General features: G+C 65.9%; 15 protein-coding genes. 3 read left to right on the top strand and 12 right to left on the bottom strand.

The features are described from left to right. Positions 1-519: 519 nt before the first annotated feature. From M3I56_RS18930 to M3I56_RS18915, 4 genes are read right to left on the bottom strand one after another with little or no spacing between them, the layout of a single operon-like run. Complete coding sequence (locus M3I56_RS18930) at positions 520-2,127, bottom strand: rhodanese-related sulfurtransferase (protein WP_254355282.1); 1,608 nt, start codon at positions 2,125-2,127, stop codon at positions 520-522. Continuing rightward, on the bottom strand, positions 2,124-2,717 hold the full coding sequence (locus M3I56_RS18925; protein ID WP_254355281.1) for a cysteine dioxygenase: 594 nt from the start codon (positions 2,715-2,717) through the stop codon (positions 2,124-2,126). The genes M3I56_RS18930 and M3I56_RS18925 overlap by 4 nt, the downstream gene beginning before the upstream one ends. Further along, complete coding sequence (locus M3I56_RS18920) at positions 2,717-3,547, bottom strand: class II aldolase/adducin family protein (protein WP_205965706.1); 831 nt, start codon at positions 3,545-3,547, stop codon at positions 2,717-2,719. Before M3I56_RS18920 ends, M3I56_RS18925 begins: the two co-directional genes overlap by 1 nt. Positions 3,548-3,566: 19 nt before the next feature. After that, positions 3,567-4,643, bottom strand: coding sequence for an LLM class flavin-dependent oxidoreductase (locus M3I56_RS18915; protein WP_133188109.1), 1,077 nt, complete (start codon positions 4,641-4,643; stop codon positions 3,567-3,569). Between the two features lie 227 nt (positions 4,644-4,870). Between M3I56_RS18915 and M3I56_RS18910 the strand changes: the two genes are divergently transcribed. Next, positions 4,871-6,328 (top strand): NAD(P)-binding domain-containing protein, encoded by a 1,458-nt coding sequence (locus M3I56_RS18910; RefSeq protein ID WP_254355280.1) that lies wholly within the window; start codon positions 4,871-4,873, stop codon positions 6,326-6,328. A 9-nt stretch (positions 6,329-6,337) separates the two neighbouring features. Here M3I56_RS18910 and M3I56_RS18905 read toward each other — a convergent pair whose 3' ends face one another. Continuing rightward, positions 6,338-7,324, bottom strand: a complete 987-nt coding sequence (locus M3I56_RS18905) for an aliphatic sulfonate ABC transporter substrate-binding protein (protein ID WP_254355279.1) — start codon at positions 7,322-7,324, stop codon at positions 6,338-6,340. A gap of 246 nt (positions 7,325-7,570) precedes the next feature. On the opposite strand from M3I56_RS18905, the gene M3I56_RS18900 reads away from it, so the two are divergent. After that, the gene (locus M3I56_RS18900) at positions 7,571-8,632 is read left to right on the top strand and encodes an LLM class flavin-dependent oxidoreductase (protein ID WP_254355278.1); all 1,062 of its coding nucleotides are present in this window, start codon (positions 7,571-7,573) and stop codon (positions 8,630-8,632) included. 21 nt (positions 8,633-8,653) lie between these two features. Here M3I56_RS18900 and M3I56_RS18895 read toward each other — a convergent pair whose 3' ends face one another. From M3I56_RS18895 to M3I56_RS18875, 5 genes are read right to left on the bottom strand one after another with little or no spacing between them, the layout of a single operon-like run. Next, positions 8,654-9,895 (bottom strand): acyl-CoA dehydrogenase family protein, encoded by a 1,242-nt coding sequence (locus M3I56_RS18895; RefSeq protein ID WP_254355277.1) that lies wholly within the window; start codon positions 9,893-9,895, stop codon positions 8,654-8,656. Positions 9,896-9,917: 22 nt separating this feature from the next. Further along, positions 9,918-10,925 carry an NrtA/SsuA/CpmA family ABC transporter substrate-binding protein gene (locus M3I56_RS18890; protein ID WP_133188099.1) on the bottom strand — a complete coding sequence of 336 codons (1,008 nt, stop codon included), beginning with the start codon at positions 10,923-10,925 and terminating at the stop codon, positions 9,918-9,920. A gap of 34 nt (positions 10,926-10,959) precedes the next feature. Then, positions 10,960-11,703 carry an ABC transporter ATP-binding protein gene (locus tag M3I56_RS18885; protein ID WP_254355276.1) on the bottom strand — a complete coding sequence of 248 codons (744 nt, stop codon included), beginning with the start codon at positions 11,701-11,703 and terminating at the stop codon, positions 10,960-10,962. Further along, positions 11,703-12,542: an ABC transporter permease subunit gene (locus tag M3I56_RS18880; RefSeq protein WP_254355275.1), complete on the bottom strand. Its 840-nt coding sequence runs from the start codon at positions 12,540-12,542 to the stop codon at positions 11,703-11,705. Before M3I56_RS18880 ends, M3I56_RS18885 begins: the two co-directional genes overlap by 1 nt. Before the next feature lie 44 nt (positions 12,543-12,586). Then, positions 12,587-13,516: an ABC transporter substrate-binding protein gene (locus M3I56_RS18875; protein WP_133188093.1), complete on the bottom strand. Its 930-nt coding sequence runs from the start codon at positions 13,514-13,516 to the stop codon at positions 12,587-12,589. Between the two features lie 169 nt (positions 13,517-13,685). On the opposite strand from M3I56_RS18875, the gene M3I56_RS18870 reads away from it, so the two are divergent. Continuing rightward, positions 13,686-14,597: a LysR family transcriptional regulator gene (locus tag M3I56_RS18870; protein ID WP_254355274.1), complete on the top strand. Its 912-nt coding sequence runs from the start codon at positions 13,686-13,688 to the stop codon at positions 14,595-14,597. 60 nt (positions 14,598-14,657) lie between these two features. On the opposite strand, the gene M3I56_RS18865 is transcribed toward M3I56_RS18870, so the two are convergent. Continuing rightward, positions 14,658-15,308 carry a peroxidase-related enzyme gene (locus M3I56_RS18865; RefSeq protein ID WP_254355273.1) on the bottom strand — a complete coding sequence of 217 codons (651 nt, stop codon included), beginning with the start codon at positions 15,306-15,308 and terminating at the stop codon, positions 14,658-14,660. A gap of 64 nt (positions 15,309-15,372) precedes the next feature. Next, complete coding sequence (locus tag M3I56_RS18860; RefSeq protein WP_254355272.1) at positions 15,373-16,584, bottom strand: acyl-CoA dehydrogenase family protein; 1,212 nt, start codon at positions 16,582-16,584, stop codon at positions 15,373-15,375. Between the last annotated feature and the right edge of the window lie 60 nt (positions 16,585-16,644).

Below are 16,644 nucleotides of genomic sequence, written 5' to 3'. Positions count from 1 at the left end.
AGGCCGGTTGGCGAAGAACGGCACGAGCTGGGCGCGTTTGAGTACCTTGCTGCGGATTGCGCCGGTCTCGGTCTCGACGTAATGAATCTGGAAAACGCGCTTGGCCAGGTCGATGGCAATGGTCGTGGGTTCCATCTGATTCTCCTTGGCGGCTGGACTGCCGAACCAGCAATGTCGCATGTTCAGGACGCGAGACTGCGGCGCTGGACGGCCCATTAAGGCGGGAGGCGACCATTCCATCTATTTAGCTGGCACCACGACATTTGAACTTGGCGGGGACATGATCATTGTCCATAAAGTAACAAAGGAGTACAGATCAGATGAAGCGCGTCCAATCCCTTACTGATAGGCGCGATCTCCGTCCCTAGCTGACTATCGAGAACAGCTCTGCGGCGCTTGAATCGTCGCTTTCTTTCGAGCGCTCGATTACTTTTTTGAGATTGATCACGCCATCGCGTATGCCTTTCGCTGGGCTCGAATATGGATTGAAAGGCGCGGCACGCCCCTGTCGCGCCGTCTTCAGACCACGAAGAATCCATGTGTGCCGTCGCGCCCTAGCTGCGCCACGAGCCCGTACTCCCATTCGAGGTACGCGTTCATCGCTTCGCGGGCGTTATCGGTGCCTTCGTAAGGGCGCCGGTAGCGGTCGATACGCGGCGAGGCCAGATGCGCCTCGCCGCTTTGCACCGGCAGCCCGGCGTGTATCCATGCCGCCGTGCCGCCTTCCAGCAATTCGACCGGCTTGCCCGTGAGCGAGGCTATCTCGGACGCGGCGAACGGTGCGAGGGCGTTGGTCATGCACACGGCGACGTAACGGCGCGCATCGGGCAGCGCGCGCAAATCATCGAAGCCTGGTGCGAGATGCGATCGCAGCGCCCACCACGCACCGGGAATATGTGCCTTCACGTGATTGGCGCTCGACGTGAAATCGAGCACGACGGTGCCATGATCGCTCGCGGCAAGACGCGTGGCGAGCGCTTCGGGCGTGATCGTCGGGACGCTGGCGGCAGTGGGCTTCGGCGCGCGCCATGCGCCCGCTTCGGTGAGATCCTCGGTGCGGGCTGCGTCGATTACATACACGTCGACGTTCATCTGTGCGAGCCAGGAAGCGGTCATGTTGGCGCGCACGCCGTCGTCGTCGAACAGGACCACGCGTGCGCCACGCACCGGCGCGAACATTTCGGTTTCCTGGACGAGCTGCCCGCCCGGCGCACCCTGAAACCCTGGCGCATGCGCGTGTTCATACTCGGCAGGCGTGCGCACGTCGAAGCGATACGTCGTACGCGACGTGTCGGCGGCCCACTGTTCGGCTTGCGCGAGCGTCGTGCGCTGCACGCCCGCGCGGCTGGCGAGCGCGGCGGCCGCCGCGCGCGATTGCGCGAGCGTGGCCGCGTCGCGTCCCGCCTGCGGTTCGAACTGGCGTGTGCTGCCGTGCTCGAGCGTCTGCCCGGCCAGCGTCCAGCCGATCGTGCCGTTGCGCAGTGCCGCCACGGGGTTCGGCAGCCCCGCATTCACGAGCGATTGCGTGCCGATGATACTGCGCGTGCGCCCCGCGCAGTTCACGATGACGCGCGTAGCGGGATTGGGCGCCAGCGCGCGGGCGCGCAGCGCGAGTTCCGCGCCCGGCACGCTGATGCTGCCGGGAATGTTCATCGTGCGGTATTCGTCGAAGCGGCGGGCGTCGAGCACGACCACATCTTCGCCGCCCGAGAGCAGCGCATTCACTGCCTCGGCCGTCAGCGAAGGCGTATGGCGCTCCGTTTCGACGAATTCACCGAACGCCTTGCTTGGCACGTTCACGTCGCGGAACACTTCGCCGCCCGCGCGTATCCAGCCCGCGAGTCCGCCATCCAACAGTGCGATATCGGTGTAGCCAAGCGCGTCGAGCTTCATGGCCGCGCGCTGTGCGAAGCCTTCGCCGTTGTCGAGCAACACGATCGGCACGCTGCGGCGCGGCAGCTTCGTCCAGGCGTCGAGTTCGAGCTTCGAGAGCGGAAGGTTGGCGGCGAAAAGCGGATGACTTTGCGCATGCGGATCTTCCTCGCGCACGTCGAGCAGCGCGATCTCGCGGCGGGCGAGCAGGGTGTCGCGCACGTCCTGATACGTGCGCACAGGAAATGACTTCATGAGGCGTTGGGTTCCTTGCTGAGATCCCAGAAGTTCGGGAGGACGTCGTTCGAGTAGCCGGAGATAAAGGGCTTGGGCGGGGCGTCGGCCGGATAGGTAAACCGGCGCACCGCGCCGATGTTCGCCCCATACACGTGAATGCTGACCGAAACGCGATCGTAGGCATTGCGCACGCGGTGGATGTCGCCGATCGTCGGCGAGACGGCCTCCACCTCGCCGCGCTGAAGCAACACCTCGCGGCCCAGCGGATGCAACGCACCCGCCGCATCGTGCGCGTAGGGCTGCGCATATTCGGCGCCGCGCAGCACGCCTATCAGGCCCCACACCGTGTGGTCGTGAACGGGCGTTTGTTGGCCCGGTCCCCAGACAAAGCTGACCACCGAAAAGCGCTGGCGCGCATCGGCATAGAGCAGATATTGCTGATAACGCTCAGGCGAAGGCGTGGCGTAGGCGTCGGGCAACCAGTCGTCGTCGCGCACGAGTTCGCGCAGCGCATCGAAGCCGTGATCGATCAACCTGGACTCGCGCGGCGCGTGGTCCACGAGTTCCGCAACTGTGCCGACGAAGCGGCGAAGCTTGTGAATGCCCATCAGTCGAGCAACTCCGGTTCGCGCTCGACAAGCCCTGCGTAGAGGCTCTCGAACGCATAGGCCGCGCCGCCGGGGCGCCCCACCTGCGTGTGCGTGAGCGCGGCGACATCGTGAGGAATAGGTTGCGGATGGCCGGCGGCCTGCGCCAGCAATTGCGTATGGCAGGCGTTGTCGAGCGCGATATACCACCACGCCGCGGCTTCGACGGTCGGGCCGGCTGTGAGAATGCCGTGATTCTTGAGAATCACGGCCTTGCGTTGGCCCAGCGCGTTGGCAATGCGTGCGCCTTCTTCTGTATCGAACACCACGCCGCGAAAGTCGTCGAAAAGCGCATGGTCTTCGTAGAACGCGCAAGCATCCTGGGTGAGCGGATCGAGCGTGCGGCCAAGCGTCGACCAGGCTTTGCCATATAGCGAGTGTGTGTGGGCCGCTGCCACAACATCGGGGCGCGCTTCGTGAATAGCCGCGTGAATAGCGAATGCCGCCTGGTTCACGGGACCCGCGCCCACGACGATCTCGCCTTGCTGGTTGACGAGCAGCAGGTCGGACACCTTGATGCGGCCGAAATGCAGCCCGAGCGGATTGACCCAGAAGTGATCGGGCCATTCGGGGTCGCGCGCCGTGATATGCCCCGCGAGCCCCTGGTCGAAGCCGTAGCGCGCGAAGAGGCGGAACGCACCGGCCAGCCGTTCCTGCCGATGGCGGCGCTCTTCGTCGAGTGTGCGCGCGGGCGTGGCTTCGTCGTCGAACCAGAACTTGCGGATGGGCGCATGCCGGAGGTCAACGCGCGGCGCAGCGGTGCTGATATCTGCGGTGTCGGTGTGGCTCATGGCGGTCTCTCCAGCCGTTTCAGGCGGCGGCGCGCACGCGCGAGGCCAGCTCGCGCGTGGCCGGAATCAGCACGCGGCCGTAATCGATGGCGTCCTCGAGCGGGTCGAAGCCGCGAATCAGGAACGTCGTCACACCCAGCGCGTGATATTCGGCGAGCGTCTGCGCGACCTGGTCAGGCGTACCCACGAGCGCCGTCGAGTTCGAGCGGCCGCCAATTTCCTTCGCGACGGCGGTCCACAGGCGGTCGTCGGCGCGCACGCCGTCGCCCGCTGCGCCGAGCAGGCGGCGCGCGCCTTCGCTCTGAAGCGGGCCGCCCTTGTCGAGGCCCTGTTCGGCGCGCAGGCGGCGTGTCTCGTTGAGGATATGTTCGGCGCGCTCCCACGCCGCCTTCTCGGTGTCGGCGAGGATCGGCCGGAACGATACGGAGAAGCGCACCTGGCGTCCGTGTTTCGCGGCTTCGGCACGCACGCGAGCAATCAGGTCGGCCACGCCTTGCTTCGATTCGCCCCACAGCGCGTACACATCCGCGTGCTTGCCGGCCACCGCGAGCGCGGCTTCGGAAGCGCCGCCGAAGTAGATCGGCACGTGCGGCTGCTGACGCGGCTTGACCTCCGACCACGCCTGTTCGAAGCGATAGAAGCGGCCTTCGTGATCGAACGGCTTGCTTTCGGTCCATACACGTTTAAGCACCTGCAGGTACTCGTCGGTGCGCGCGTAGCGTTCGTCGTGGCTCAGGTAGTCGCCGTCGCGCCGCTGGTCGGCGTCGCTGCCGCCCGAGATGAAGTGCACGGCGAGCCGGCCGCCGGAAAAGTGATCGAGCGTTGCGAGCTGGCGCGCGGCGAGCGTCGGCGAGACAAAGCCGGGGCGGTGCGCCAGCATGAAATGTACGCGTGACGTCACGCTCGCCGCATAGGCGATCGTCAGCGTGGCGTCGGGGCTGACCGAGCTGTGCGGCACGAGAATGCGGTCGAAGCCCGCGCGTTCGTGCGCCTGCGCAAAATCGCGAACGTAGTCGACGTCGATGGCCGGACCTTCGGCGAGATGCGTCTCCGACACCTTGCGCTGCTGGATCATGCCGATGAATTCGATGCTCATGCGGGGCTCCCTGGATGGACGAACGATCAAAAGAGGCTACCACCCAGGCATGCGAGGTTTAAATATTGAATGCTGATAAACATTCCATTTGCACATGACATGCGGCGAGATGCAGCGCGCCGAAAAAGGAAAGTCCGAATCGTTCTTTGCCGGCGCGCGGCCGCTCACCGATACTCGAATTTCCGGCGCGCGTTTGCGCCCCACGTGCCCCTTCGCAGGACATTCCCATGAGCGAACCCGCGCTGCACGACCGTCATGCGCACACCACACTGCGCCTAATCGGCCCCGACCCAGAAGATTGGGTCGTCAACCGTGACGGCATCGATCACAACGTGGTCGTCGTGGGCGGCGGCCAGAGCGGCACGGCCTTCGCGTTCGGCTTGCGGCGCGCGGGGATCGGCAAGGTCAGCGTGATCGACGGCGCGGCTGGCGCGCCGCAGGCCGGCGTGTGGACCACGCGCGCGCGCATGCAGCGGCTGCGCACGCCCAAGACGCTGACGGGGCCGGAAGCAGGGTTGCCCGCGCTGAGCTTCCAGGCGTGGTACGAAGCGCGTCACGGCGAGGCCGCGTACGCCGAATTCGAACGCATTGGCCGCGAGGATTGGGCCGAGTATCTCGCGTGGTATCGGGAATTCCTCGGCATCGCGGTTCGTTACGGCACGACGCTCACGCGCGTCGAACCCATTGGCACGCACTTCAGGCTACATCTGGACGTTCGTCACGGCGACGATGTCGTGCGGCGTGTGGAAACGGCGCGCAAGGTGATACTCGCAAACGGCGTGGCGGGCAATGGCAAGCCCAACGTCGCCGCGCCGCTGGCCGCGCTGCCGCGCACGCACCGCGCGCATACGTCCGATGCAATCGATTTCTCCGCATTGCGGGGCAAGTCCGTCGCGGTAGTAGGTGGCGCGGCCTCGGCGTTCGACGCTGCGGCGACGGCGCTCGAAGCGGGCGCTGCCGATGTGCATCTCTTCGTGCGTCGCGCGCTGTTGCCAAGCCTTCCTGTGACGCGCGCCCGTGCGTATCCTGGCGCTTACGACAACTATCCCGCGCTGCCCGACGCGCTGCGCTGGCGCCTGGCACTGCGCTTTCGGCGCGCGGGATCGACGCCGCCCGCCGACGCAGTCTCACGCGCCACGCGCTTCCCGAACTTCCATCTGCATCTGGACGCCGTGTGGCAACGCGCGACAGTGGAGGGCACGCGCGTAGCGGCGCGGGTGAACGACGCAACGTTCGCATTCGATTTCGTGATTGCCGGAACAGGTTACGCCGTCGATCTGCACGCGCGGCCCGAGCTTGCCGACCTGGCCGATCACGTGCTGCTCTGGCGCGATCATTACACGCCGGCGCCGCACGAGCAGGACGAGGCGCTCGGCGCGCATCCTTACCTCGGCGCGGCGCTCGAATACCTGGAGAAGACGCCTGGCGCCGCGCCGCTCCTGCGCAATGTTCACGTCTTCAATCCGGCCGCGTTCGTGAGCCGCGGGCTGCCCGTTGGCGACGTGCCGAGCATGAAGCGCGATATCCCCGCCGTGATCCGGCGCATCAGCGAGGATCTGTTTCTCGACGATATCGAGGCGCATGAGGCGCGGATGAGCGCCGTGGTGGCCGCCGATTTCGAGCCGTCGCTGTATGTGGACAGTGTGTACAGTGAAGAGCGCGTCGAGCCGGCGCAATCGCGGTAACGGCCAGGCTCACGCGCCGATCGCAACCGCACGCTTTTGCGCGAAGTCCCAGCGCTCGGCGTGCGCCGTCTCCACCGGGGCCGGCAGCAGATGCGCGTTGAAGAACGTGTCGGCGATTTTCTGCTGCTCGCCGAAAACCGGGGCGCTGACCTCGCGCACGAGATAGCTTCGGCGCGCGTTGGCGCGCGCGATGGTGGGCGCATCGAGTCCCCAGACCGGCGCGAGCAGCCGCGCGGCGTCCAGCGGCGCGCTGCGCACCCATTGGCCGGCGTCGCGCAACTGCGCATAGACCACGGCGATCACGTCGGGGCGCGCCTGCGCGAAACGCGTGGAGGCGAGATAGTAGCGCTGGTAGGTGGCGAGCCCCTTGCCGTCCGCGAGCACGCGCACATCGGGCTGCTGGTCGACCGAGGCCACATACGGGTCCCACGTCACCCACGCGTCGACGCTGCCGTTCTCGAAAGCGGCGCGCCCGTCTGCAGGCGTGAGGTAATGGATGCGCACCGCTTCGGCGGGCACGTTCGCCTGCGCGAGTGCAGCCAGCAGCAGATAGTGGCTGCCGGCCGCTTTCGTCACGGCGATGTCCCTGTTGCGCAGGTCGGCGAGCGTGCGCAGCGCACCCGCGCGCTTGACGATGATGGCCTGCGCGCCGGGCGAGGGCGCTTCCTGGGCGACGTAGACGAAGCGCGCATGTGCGGCCTGCGCGAAGATCGGCACGGTGTCGGCAACATCGGCGCTGAAATCCACGGCTTCCGCATTGAGCGCTTCGGTGAGCGGCAGGCCGCTCGCGAACTCGCTCCAGCTCACGCTCACGCCGAGCGGCGCGAGCGCGGCTTCGAGCTCGCCTTGCGCCTTGAGCACGGTGATCAGCGTAGACGACTTCTGATAGCCGATACGCAGCGTGGAAGCCGGTGCGGCAAAAGCGAGGCCCGTGGTCGCCGCGACGCCGAGAATCGATCCATGAATGAGCAGGCGGCGGCGGGAGGGAGAGAACATGGCGGACCCAGCGGATTCAGTTGACGAATCGAAAATGCTGGATGACCTTCGCGCACAACGCAACGAAGCGATTCTGCTAAGGATTCGCGCGGGAGCGCTTTAGCCGGGTGAACGCGCAATATCAGCGGCGTGATTCGCCTTAATGCGTTTTCATGGCTTTGATATCAGCAGATATTGGATTGGCCGTGACGCACGTGGCGTTAGTATGGATGCCCGATCATTTCCGTCCTTTGACGTTCTCACGCGATGTCCCGTTCTTTCCCACGTTTTGGCATCTGGGCGCTCGTGCACGGAAGCCGCGCGGCGCTGCAAGACCCCGCTGAACCCTACGATGCCTCGTGGGCCCGCAACAAGGCGCTCGTGCTCGAAGCCGAGCGGCTTGGCTACGACTCGGTGCTCGTGGCGCAGCATACGGTCAATCCGCACGATCCCGCGCTCGACCAGCTCGAGGCGTGGACCGCATCAGCCGCGCTGGCGGCGCTCACCTCGCGCATCGAGATCATCGCCGCGATCAAGCCGTTTCTCTACCATCCGGTCGTGCTCGCGAAAATGGCGCAGCAGATCGAGCACATCAGCGGCGGCCGCTTTGCAATCAACCTCGTGAACGCATGGAATCGGCCTGAATTCGAACGCGCCGGCATTGCGTTTCCCGAGCACGACGATCGCTATCACTATGGCTGCGAATGGATCTCGGTGGTTGACGCGTTGCTGTGCGGCGAGCGTGTGACCCATCACGGCGACCATTTCCACATCGACGATTACCGGCTGCTTCCGGCCGATCCGTACCGTGCGCGTCCGCGCATCTACGTGGGTGGCGAGTCTGAACCGGCGCGCTCACTTGTTGCCGCGCACGGCGATACCTGGTTCATCAACGGGCAGCCGCTCGACGACGTGGCGGCCCTGATCGCCGACGTGTCGGCACGCGCGCGGCCCGCCGGCCACGAAGCGTTGCGTTTTGGCCTCTCCGCGTTCGTGATCGCACGCGAAACGCAGGCGGAAGCCGAGGCCCATCTCGAGCATCTCTTCGCACTGGCCGAACTCGACAAGCCGCTTCGCGAGCGCCAGAAGGCCAACATCGACCCGAACGCCGAAATGTTCAAGACCTTCGCCCGCTCGGCGCGCGTGGGTTCCAATGGCGGCACCGCCGCCGGCCTCGTCGGCGACTACGATACGGTCGCGCGGCGCATCGCGGCCTTTCACCGGGCGGGCGTCGAGCTATTCATGCTCCAGTTCCAGCCGTTCGAAGACGATATGCGGCGCTTCGCGCAGGAGATCGTCCCGCGCGTGCGCCGCGAACTCGAAGCGTGAAGCGGGTAGCGGCGGGCGCGATCAGAAGAACGCGCCCGTTGGCGGAAGCTGGCCGGTCAACAGGTTCTGGCCGAGCAGGCGCTCCTTGTAAAGCCGTGGGTTGTGCGAGGCGATGACCTTGATGTTGCGCCAGTGCCTGTCCAGCGCGCCCACGCTCGACACCACGGAGCCGGAGCCGAGGTCGATGAGCCAGCTCGCGACTTGCGGCGCGAGATCGTCGATCACGACTTTCGCCTCCGAAGCCGCAAGCGTCGCGGCGAGCGTGGCGGCGTATTCCTCGTTCGTGCCTTCGCTATCCAACGCGCGTTGCAGCGCATGCACGGCGCGGTCGGCGCTCGCCTCGATGCTCGCCGCGTAGGCGCGAATCCGGCCCAGCAGGGCCTGGAGCGCCGGTTCGTCGGCGGGATGCGCCGCCCCGCCGTGGTAGAAGTTGCGCTTGCGTCCTCGCAGCACCTCGACCGCATCGAGCACCACGCGCCGAACGATGCCGGCAATGCAGTTGGTCAGGTAGATCTGGTGGAAGGTGAAGCCCCACGGCGCGGCTTCGGGCGCCTTCGGCGGGTCGGGCGCATAGACATGCTCGACCTTTACTGCGACATCGCGGAATCGCGCGGTGCCGGAGCCCGTCAGGCGCTGCCCGAAACCCAGCCAGTCGTCCTCGTCGTTCACGCCTTCGCCGCGTTCGAGCACGTATTGCACAGTTGTGTTCGAACGGCTTTCCACAGCGACACCGATGAATGCATCGTTGTACAGATTACCTGTCGCGTAGACCTTGTCGCCCGAACCCAGATACACCTGTTTGCGCTCGTCCCATTCCAGGCGGCTCAATACGCGGCTCGGCCGCGCGCCGGCCGCCGTCGCGTCGCTTTCGACGAAACTAAGCCCGATCGTCTTGCGCTGGCGCACGAGGTCGAGCACGTGCGCATGGAACGGCAGGGCACGATGCTTGAGCGCGGCTTCCACTTGCCAGAAGTGATTGCGCAAGGCGTGGGCGATGTTCGAATCGGCCGCGGCGACGTCACGCGCCACGGCGAAGAGTTCGCTCAATGACAGACCGCGGCCGCCGTCGTCGGCGGGCAGGCGCAACGCGCCGAAGCCGAGCGCCTTCAGCGTGGCGATCTCTTCGTGCGGCAGGCGCTGGTCGCGCTCGCGCTGCGCCGCCGTCGCGGCGATCCTGCTTATCGCTTCGGAGAACCCGAGCGCGGCGGACAACCGCGAGACGAGCGCGATCCCGCCCGGCTGAAGGGTGGAGGTTTCAGTCATGCGCATTCCCGTTCATGGCGCGTCACACCTTGACGCTGTAATCGGCGACCTTGATGGGCGCGTTGATGATCCTGCGTTGCGCGAGCCAGTCCGCGGCGCGTTGGAACTGCGCCATGAAGGCCGCGTCGTCCGGCTCGTGAAACTGGTTTACGCGCTTCAGGCTCGTCAAATAGTCGCGCACCTGGTCCGGATACTTCGCTTCTTTCTGTACGAGCAGTTCCGAATCGGCGGCATGGGCCGACTGCCAGGCGCCTTCCACGTAATATGCGTCGAGCACGGCGCGCACCAGCTCCGAATTTTCTTCGGAAAACTTGCGACGTGTCACGAGCGAGCTGTAGTCGATGAGGAAGTCGAGATCGCGCCCCTCGTTGAAAATGTCCTTCGCGTCATTCGAATAGCGCGCGATATCCACGGCGGGCGACCACATCGACCATGCTTCGACTCTGCCTTGCGCAAATGCAGGCGCCGCATCGGGCGGATTCAGATAGACGAACTCGACCTTGTCGCGGTCGACATGGTGCTTCTCCAGCGCCGCGATGAGCAGGAACTCGCCGAGCCCCGAGCGGTTCACCGCGACCTTGCGCCCGGCGAGGTCGGCAACCGAGTTGATGCCGCTCGACTTCTTCACGATGATGGCCGTGGACCGCGGCGAATACACGTCGAAGCCGGTGAAGACGATGGGCGAGCCGGCCAGCATGGCGGCGAGCGCGGGCGTGGTGGAGCCCCAGAAGCCGAAGTCCGCGCTACCGCCAACAACAGCCTGGATCGAGGGCGCATGGTTCGGGAACGGACCGACCCATTCGACCTTGATGTTCTTCGCGGCGAGCGTCTTCTCGAACACGCCGCGCTGCCTGGCGATGTCGGGCAGGGCGCCGTAACCCCAGCCAATGCGGACCGTGTCGGTGTTGCGCGTGAGCTTGCGGGGCGGCTCGGCCGCCTGCGCGGAAAGAAGAGGCGCGGCTGCGGCGCCGGCAAGCAAACCTCCCGCCGCGAGCAGAAGCTGGCGGCGAGTCAGTGAAACATCGTTCATTCGTGGTGGTTCCTTCTGTAGAGAGCGGAGCGGATCAGTGCGACCGAACGCCCAGTCCCTCGAGCAGCGTGAGCCGCAATGCCTGCGGCGTGTGGTCTTTGGTGTGAAACGAAGCCGCGATGCGGCCGGCGCGCATGACGAGAATGCGGTCCGCGAGCGCGAGCGCCTCGTCGACGTCGTGGGTCACGAGCAGCACGCCCGGCGCGTGGCGCGCGACCAGCTCCTTCACGAGCCCGTGCATCTTGATGCGCGTGAGCGCATCGAGCGCGGCGAACGGTTCATCGAGCAACAGCAGCGCGGGGTCGCGCACGAGCGCCCGCGCGAGCGCCACGCGCTGCGCCTGACCGCCGGACAGATTGCGCGGCCAGTCGTCCTCGCGGCCTGACAAACCGACTTCGGCCAGTGCCCGGGTGGCACCGGTGTGCCCGACGCTCGACTCGTTGCCGAGCGCGACGTTCTCCCACAAAGTGGCCCAGGGCAGCAGACGATGCTCCTGAAACACCACGGAGGGCCGCTCTGGTGCGCGGATTTGCCCGGCATCCGGTTTGTCGAGCCCGGCGAGCGCTCGCAGCAGCGTGGTCTTGCCGCAGCCGCTTTCGCCGAGCAGCGCGACGAATTCGCCTTTGCGGATATCGAGGTCGAGTGCGTCGATGACGACGCGCTCGCCATAACGGCGTTGCAGGCCGCGCACCGATACAGCGGACGGCGCCGCGGCGGCTTCGTTTGCGGCGCGATGCGCGCCATTCGCAGGAAGGGACAACGCGACGGTGGAGCCCATTATTTCGCCCCCTTCGCGTAGTTAGCGTGCCAGGAGAGGAAGCGCGCTTCGAGCGAGCGAACCAGCGCGTCCGCGGCAACGCCGATGATCGCGTAAATAATCATGGTCAACAGGATGACGTTGGTTTGCAGGAATTCGCGGGCGTCCATGGCGAGAAAGCCGATGCCCTTGGTCGTCGCGAGCGTTTCGGCGATCACGAGGGCGAGCCACGCGTGCGCCAGCGCGTAACGCACGCCGGTGAGGATCGAAGGCATGGCGCCAGGCAGGATGATCCGGCGCACCACGGCCGGCCAGTTCAACCCGATCACCTTGGCCAGTTCCATCAGCTTGGGATCGATCTGTCGAATGCCGAGCATCGTGTTGATGTAGACGGGAAACAGCACGGCGAGCGCGACCAGAAAAATCTTCGCGACTTCGCCTACGCCGAACCATACGATGACGAGCGGCAGCATGGCGAGAAAGGGAATCGCACGCACCATCTGGATGGACCGGTCGATGAGCGCCTGCGTGAGTCGGGAAAAACCCACCAGTACGCCAAGCACGAGGCCGATCGTGCCGCCGATCAGAAGTCCTGTTGCGGCACGCAGCAGCGAGACGCCGAGGTGCACGAACAGGTCGCCGTTGCGGGCAAGATCCCACGCTGTCGCGGCGACGCTGCTCGGCGCCGGTAGCACTTGCGGCGCGATCCAGCCCACGCGCGCCGCGAGTTCCCAGACTACGACGATCAGCGCGGGGATCGCCCACGAGAGCCAGAAGTAAAAGCGGTCCGTCGAAAGCCGCGAGCCGCCGGTGCGCGAAGGCAGTCCATAGCGGTTTGAAGAGGAGGTGACGTCAGCCATGTCGGTTCCGTAATTGCGGTGAAGTCCGGGCGATGGACGCCCGTTCAGGGAGCGGTCGACGAGAACTGTTTGTCGAAGCTCGGCGCAACGTCGAGGCGTGTTTTGATGACGTCCGCGCGCAGGTAGAGATCGGCGGTGCGCTGCTGCTCGGCGATCACGCTGTTGTCAATCGGCACGGGATGCAGTTGCGCGCGCTGATAGACGGTCTTGAGCACGTCGGCGGGCAGGCCCGTCACGCGCGACTGGATCGCCGCGACTTCGTCAGGATGCGAGAGCGCCCAGCGCTGGCCGGCCGCCACGCGACGCAGGAAGTCGGCGAGTTCGGCGTGCTTGTCGCGGATCGCCGTATCGGTGGCGGCCTCGAAGCTCAAGCCCGACGAAACACCTACGCCGTTCGCGATGCTGCGCGTATGCTGGCGCGCTTCGGTGAGCGCCACGTAAGGGTCCCATGTGGACCAGGCGTCCACGCTTCCGGTGGCGAGCGCGGCCTGGGCGTCGACGGGCTGCATGTACGACAAGGTCACGTCGGTGAGCTTGAGGTTCGCATGCTCGAGCGTGGCCACGGCGAGATAGTGTCCGATAGAGCCGCGCGTGGTGGCGATCCGCTTGCCCTTGAGGTCAGCGGCGTTGCGGATGGGCGAACCGTTGGCCACGACGATCGCGAGATCGACAGGCGTCGAGCGTGCGGCCGAGACCGCGCGGATTTTCGCGCCTGCCGAGTACGCGAAGATGAGCGGGGCGTCGCCCAGACCGCCCACGTCGATCGCGCCCGCATTGAGTGCTTCGCCAAGCGGCTGCGCAGCGGGGAAATTGAACCATTCGATCTGGTAGGGCACGTCCTTTAGCTGGCCCGACGCTTCGAGTATGCCGCGCGTCTGAAGCTGCTGGTCGCCGACCTTGAGCGTGGCGGCGGATGCGGCCAGCGGCAACGTTGCAGCAATAGCGACAAGAAAGCGGACATAAGCGCGGCGCATGAAAGATTCCCTGGGTAATGCGGATAGCGAAGAGAGCACGATACGGAGCGCTCCCGTATAAGGCAAACGCATTGTTCTTCTAAGGAAATATGCAGATCGCAAATGCGACGCCGCTTGAACGAAGCGTTGCAACGACGCTAAGCTACGCGATCAATACACCGGGACCATCATGACACTCGACGAGATCGAAGCCTTCGTCGCCGTGGTGCGCAGCGAGTCGCTGAGCCACGCGGCCGAACGGCTCGAACTGACGCAGCCGGCCGTGACTCGCCGCATCCAGAATTTCGAGGAAGCATTGGGCGTGGCGCTGCTCGATCGCAACACCAAGCCCATGCGCACGACGCCGATGGGCCGCGCCGTGTACGACCAGTGCCGCGCCATCGTGCGAGAGATCGACGTGCTGCGGCAGCTCGTGAACGACGGGGCGCCGCTTGCGGGCGTGCTGCGTGTGGGCGTGGCGCAAACCGTTGCGGACATCGCGATGCTCGACGCGCTGCAATCGCTGCGTCACGCGCATCCCGGGTTGCAGGCGCGCGTATCCACGGGGTGGGGCGCACCGCTGCTGCAAAAAGTGGAGGACGGTGAACTCGACGCGGCCGTCGTGCTGTTGCCCGCGAACCGCGCGTTGTCCGAGACGCTCGTGGCGGAATCGCTCAGCTCGCTCAAGCTCGCCGTGGTCGCGCAAAAGGGGCTGCTGAAGCGCCGCGTCTGGACGCTCGCCGAATGCCAGTCGCACGGCTGGGTGCTCAATCCGGACGGTTGCGGTTTTCGCGCCGGCCTGCAGCATGCGCTCGCCGCGCAAGGCCACGCACTCAAACTGAATTTCGAAACGCTCGGCACCGAGTTGCAGCTCGGGCTCGTCGCGGACGGCGTGGGCCTCGGCGTCGTACCGTATCCGCTCGTCGTGGCGAGCGCGCACGCCGATTCGCTGGACATCGTGCAGGTGAGCGACTTCAAGCCCGAAATCACGGTGCGTATCGTCCGCTCACGCGCGATTGGCAAGATGGAATCCGCTATCGCGGTGCTGGCGCAAAGCATTGCGCAAAGCTTCAAGTCGGCGAAGCTTGCACGCGCGGCGTGAGCGGCGGTAGCGCCTGCGGCGGGCGGCAGCGGCTATGCGGTCCGGTCGACGGCGCGAATCTTATGAGCTCTCGCGGTCTCGTCCCGAGAAAAATTGATCGTCAGGCACGACATTGAGCGCGATCGTCAGACGGTTCGCGTAATTGAAGAAAGCGGATACTTCGAGGATCTCGACGACCGCCTCACGCGTGAAGCCGAGGTCGTGGAGCCGCTGCAAAGCGCTGTCGTCGACAAGGCCGGGTTCGCGCGTGAGCTGCTCCGCAATCCCGGCGAGCGCCGCCTCCTTCGGATCCAGCCGCACGTGATGCCATCCCTGCGCGATGCGCTGTGCGCGCACGGTGTCGCCGAGCGCAGTCGCGAGCGACTGGGTGTGGTTGAACACACAATAGCTGCACGAGTTGGCTGCGGAAGTGACGACCGCGATCAGTTCTCGCTCGGCGGCCGTCAGGCGGCTGCGATGCGGGTCGAACAGATGTTCGTAGAACGCCACGAGCCGCCACGCCGTGTCGGGGTTGACGGCCAGCGCGGCCAGCCAGTTTGGCACGAAGCCGTATTGGCGCCGAAATCGCTCAAAAAGCCCGGCAGCGTGCGGCGGCAGCGCCGATTCTTCGGGCAGGCCAAGCCGGGAGACGGGCTCGTGTGCGATGTCGTGACCGGCAACGAAATCCGCCCGACGCGACGCGATATCGATAGTGGGTGCGGCAGTAGACATAAAAGGACTCCTTATGTTTTGCGTGCGAACCGGTAATCTTCGAAGAATCGTTGAGATGCGTGCGCTATGCGGTCTGACCGAGGACGCCCAGCCATAGCTGGCCGATCAACTCGTGCGTTGCATCGGCGTTGGGCGGATGGAATGCGCCGGCGCGCACGTCGCGGAAAAGCCTTTCGAGTTCTTGCCGGCGCGAGAGCGAACCCGCGCCGCTCACCTGCAACGCGAGATTGACCACACGCAGCGCGCCATCGACGGCGTGCTGCTTGGCCGCAAGGAGTTGCGCGAGCCACAGTTCGCCAGGTGCGTAGCCGTCCCACCAGCGCTGTGCGGTGCGCTCGAGCAGCGCCTCGATGCTCTCCAGTTCGATCGCGGCTTGCGCGACGTGGGCCTGCGTGAGCGGCTTGAACGCATACGTCTGGCCGCCCAGCGCGAGAGAACGCCGCGACCGCGCCGCTTCCAGCGCCAGGTCGAAAGCGCGCTTTGCAATGCCGTAATACACTGCGCCCAGCCCGGGCAGTACCGCGCCGAGAATGCCGTCGACGAAAGGATCGTCGGGCGGCCCCGCGGGCAACACGCGGGTGACGTGCTCGGGTTGCGCAACGACGCCTTCGAGCCACGTGTCGTGACTGCTCGTCGCACGCAATCCGAGCGCATCCCACGTGGGCTCGGTGCGATGGCCTGCCGCGTCCCGGCGAATGAAGGCGTGCACGATGCGCGGATTGGCCGGATCGCTGTCGTCGCGTCCATGCACGCCGAGCCAGTCCCATGCGGGGGCGAGCGACGTAAAGATCTTGTGGCCGTCGAAGCGCCAGGCGCCGCCGGGTAGCGGCGTCGCGCGTACCGTCGAGTCCGCGAGGCCTGCATCGTTGCCGGGCTCGCCATGGCCTGCGGCGAACACCTTGCCCGCGCCGATCTCGCGCAGAATCCAGTCGGCCGAATGATCGCCGCGCCGCCACAGATGCAAGGCGGCGCCTGCCCAGTAGAGATGCATGTTGAGAGCGAGCGCCGTGGCGGGCGCCCGGGAGGCGAGCCTGACCTGTTCGCGCAATAGCGCCGGCAGCGTGAAACCAAGGCCGCCGAGCTGGCGCGGTACGCTTGCACGCAAGAAGCCTGATGCGTGGAGATCAGTCAGATCCTCTGCGAAGAACGCGTTCTCGCGGTCGTACTGCGCCGCGCGGGCACCGATGCGCTCCAGCAGTGATTCGGTGAGCAGTGGCGACCCCGCTTGCGGGGTGAGTGAAGATTGCGGCGCTTGCTGTTCCAGTACGGTACTCAAGACGTTACCTCCTGCATGGGGCGCGAGCGCGGGTCACGTCACCGTGTGGCGGAAGTGGCC

The organism is Paraburkholderia sp. CNPSo 3281 (assembly GCF_024206515.1).
Classification (GTDB): Bacteria; Pseudomonadota; Gammaproteobacteria; order Burkholderiales; family Burkholderiaceae; genus Paraburkholderia; species Paraburkholderia nodosa.
Note: the sequence above shows the minus strand (reverse complement) of the source record. Positions and strands in the feature narration are given on the sequence as shown.

Excerpts from the sequence above, each read along its gene's own strand:
- M3I56_RS18875 (WP_133188093.1), bottom strand. The coding sequence starts at position 13,516 with ATGCGCCGCGCTTATGTCCGCTTTCTTGTCGCTATTGCTGCAACGTTG.
- M3I56_RS18865 (WP_254355273.1), bottom strand. The coding sequence starts at position 15,308 with ATGTCTACTGCCGCACCCACTATCGATATCGCGTCGCGTCGGGCGGAT.
- M3I56_RS18880 (WP_254355275.1), bottom strand. The coding sequence starts at position 12,542 with ATGGCTGACGTCACCTCCTCTTCAAACCGCTATGGACTGCCTTCGCGC.
- M3I56_RS18910 (WP_254355280.1), top strand. The coding sequence starts at position 4,871 with ATGAGCGAACCCGCGCTGCACGACCGTCATGCGCACACCACACTGCGC.
- M3I56_RS18900 (WP_254355278.1), top strand. The coding sequence starts at position 7,571 with ATGTCCCGTTCTTTCCCACGTTTTGGCATCTGGGCGCTCGTGCACGGA.
- M3I56_RS18890 (WP_133188099.1), bottom strand. The coding sequence starts at position 10,925 with ATGAACGATGTTTCACTGACTCGCCGCCAGCTTCTGCTCGCGGCGGGA.
- M3I56_RS18895 (WP_254355277.1), bottom strand. The coding sequence starts at position 9,895 with ATGACTGAAACCTCCACCCTTCAGCCGGGCGGGATCGCGCTCGTCTCG.
- M3I56_RS18885 (WP_254355276.1), bottom strand. The coding sequence starts at position 11,703 with ATGGGCTCCACCGTCGCGTTGTCCCTTCCTGCGAATGGCGCGCATCGC.
- M3I56_RS18925 (WP_254355281.1), bottom strand. The coding sequence starts at position 2,717 with ATGGGCATTCACAAGCTTCGCCGCTTCGTCGGCACAGTTGCGGAACTC.
- M3I56_RS18930 (WP_254355282.1), bottom strand. The coding sequence starts at position 2,127 with ATGAAGTCATTTCCTGTGCGCACGTATCAGGACGTGCGCGACACCCTG.
- M3I56_RS18905 (WP_254355279.1), bottom strand. The coding sequence starts at position 7,324 with ATGTTCTCTCCCTCCCGCCGCCGCCTGCTCATTCATGGATCGATTCTC.
- M3I56_RS18870 (WP_254355274.1), top strand. The coding sequence starts at position 13,686 with ATGACACTCGACGAGATCGAAGCCTTCGTCGCCGTGGTGCGCAGCGAG.
- M3I56_RS18920 (WP_205965706.1), bottom strand. The coding sequence starts at position 3,547 with ATGAGCCACACCGACACCGCAGATATCAGCACCGCTGCGCCGCGCGTT.
- M3I56_RS18915 (WP_133188109.1), bottom strand. The coding sequence starts at position 4,643 with ATGAGCATCGAATTCATCGGCATGATCCAGCAGCGCAAGGTGTCGGAG.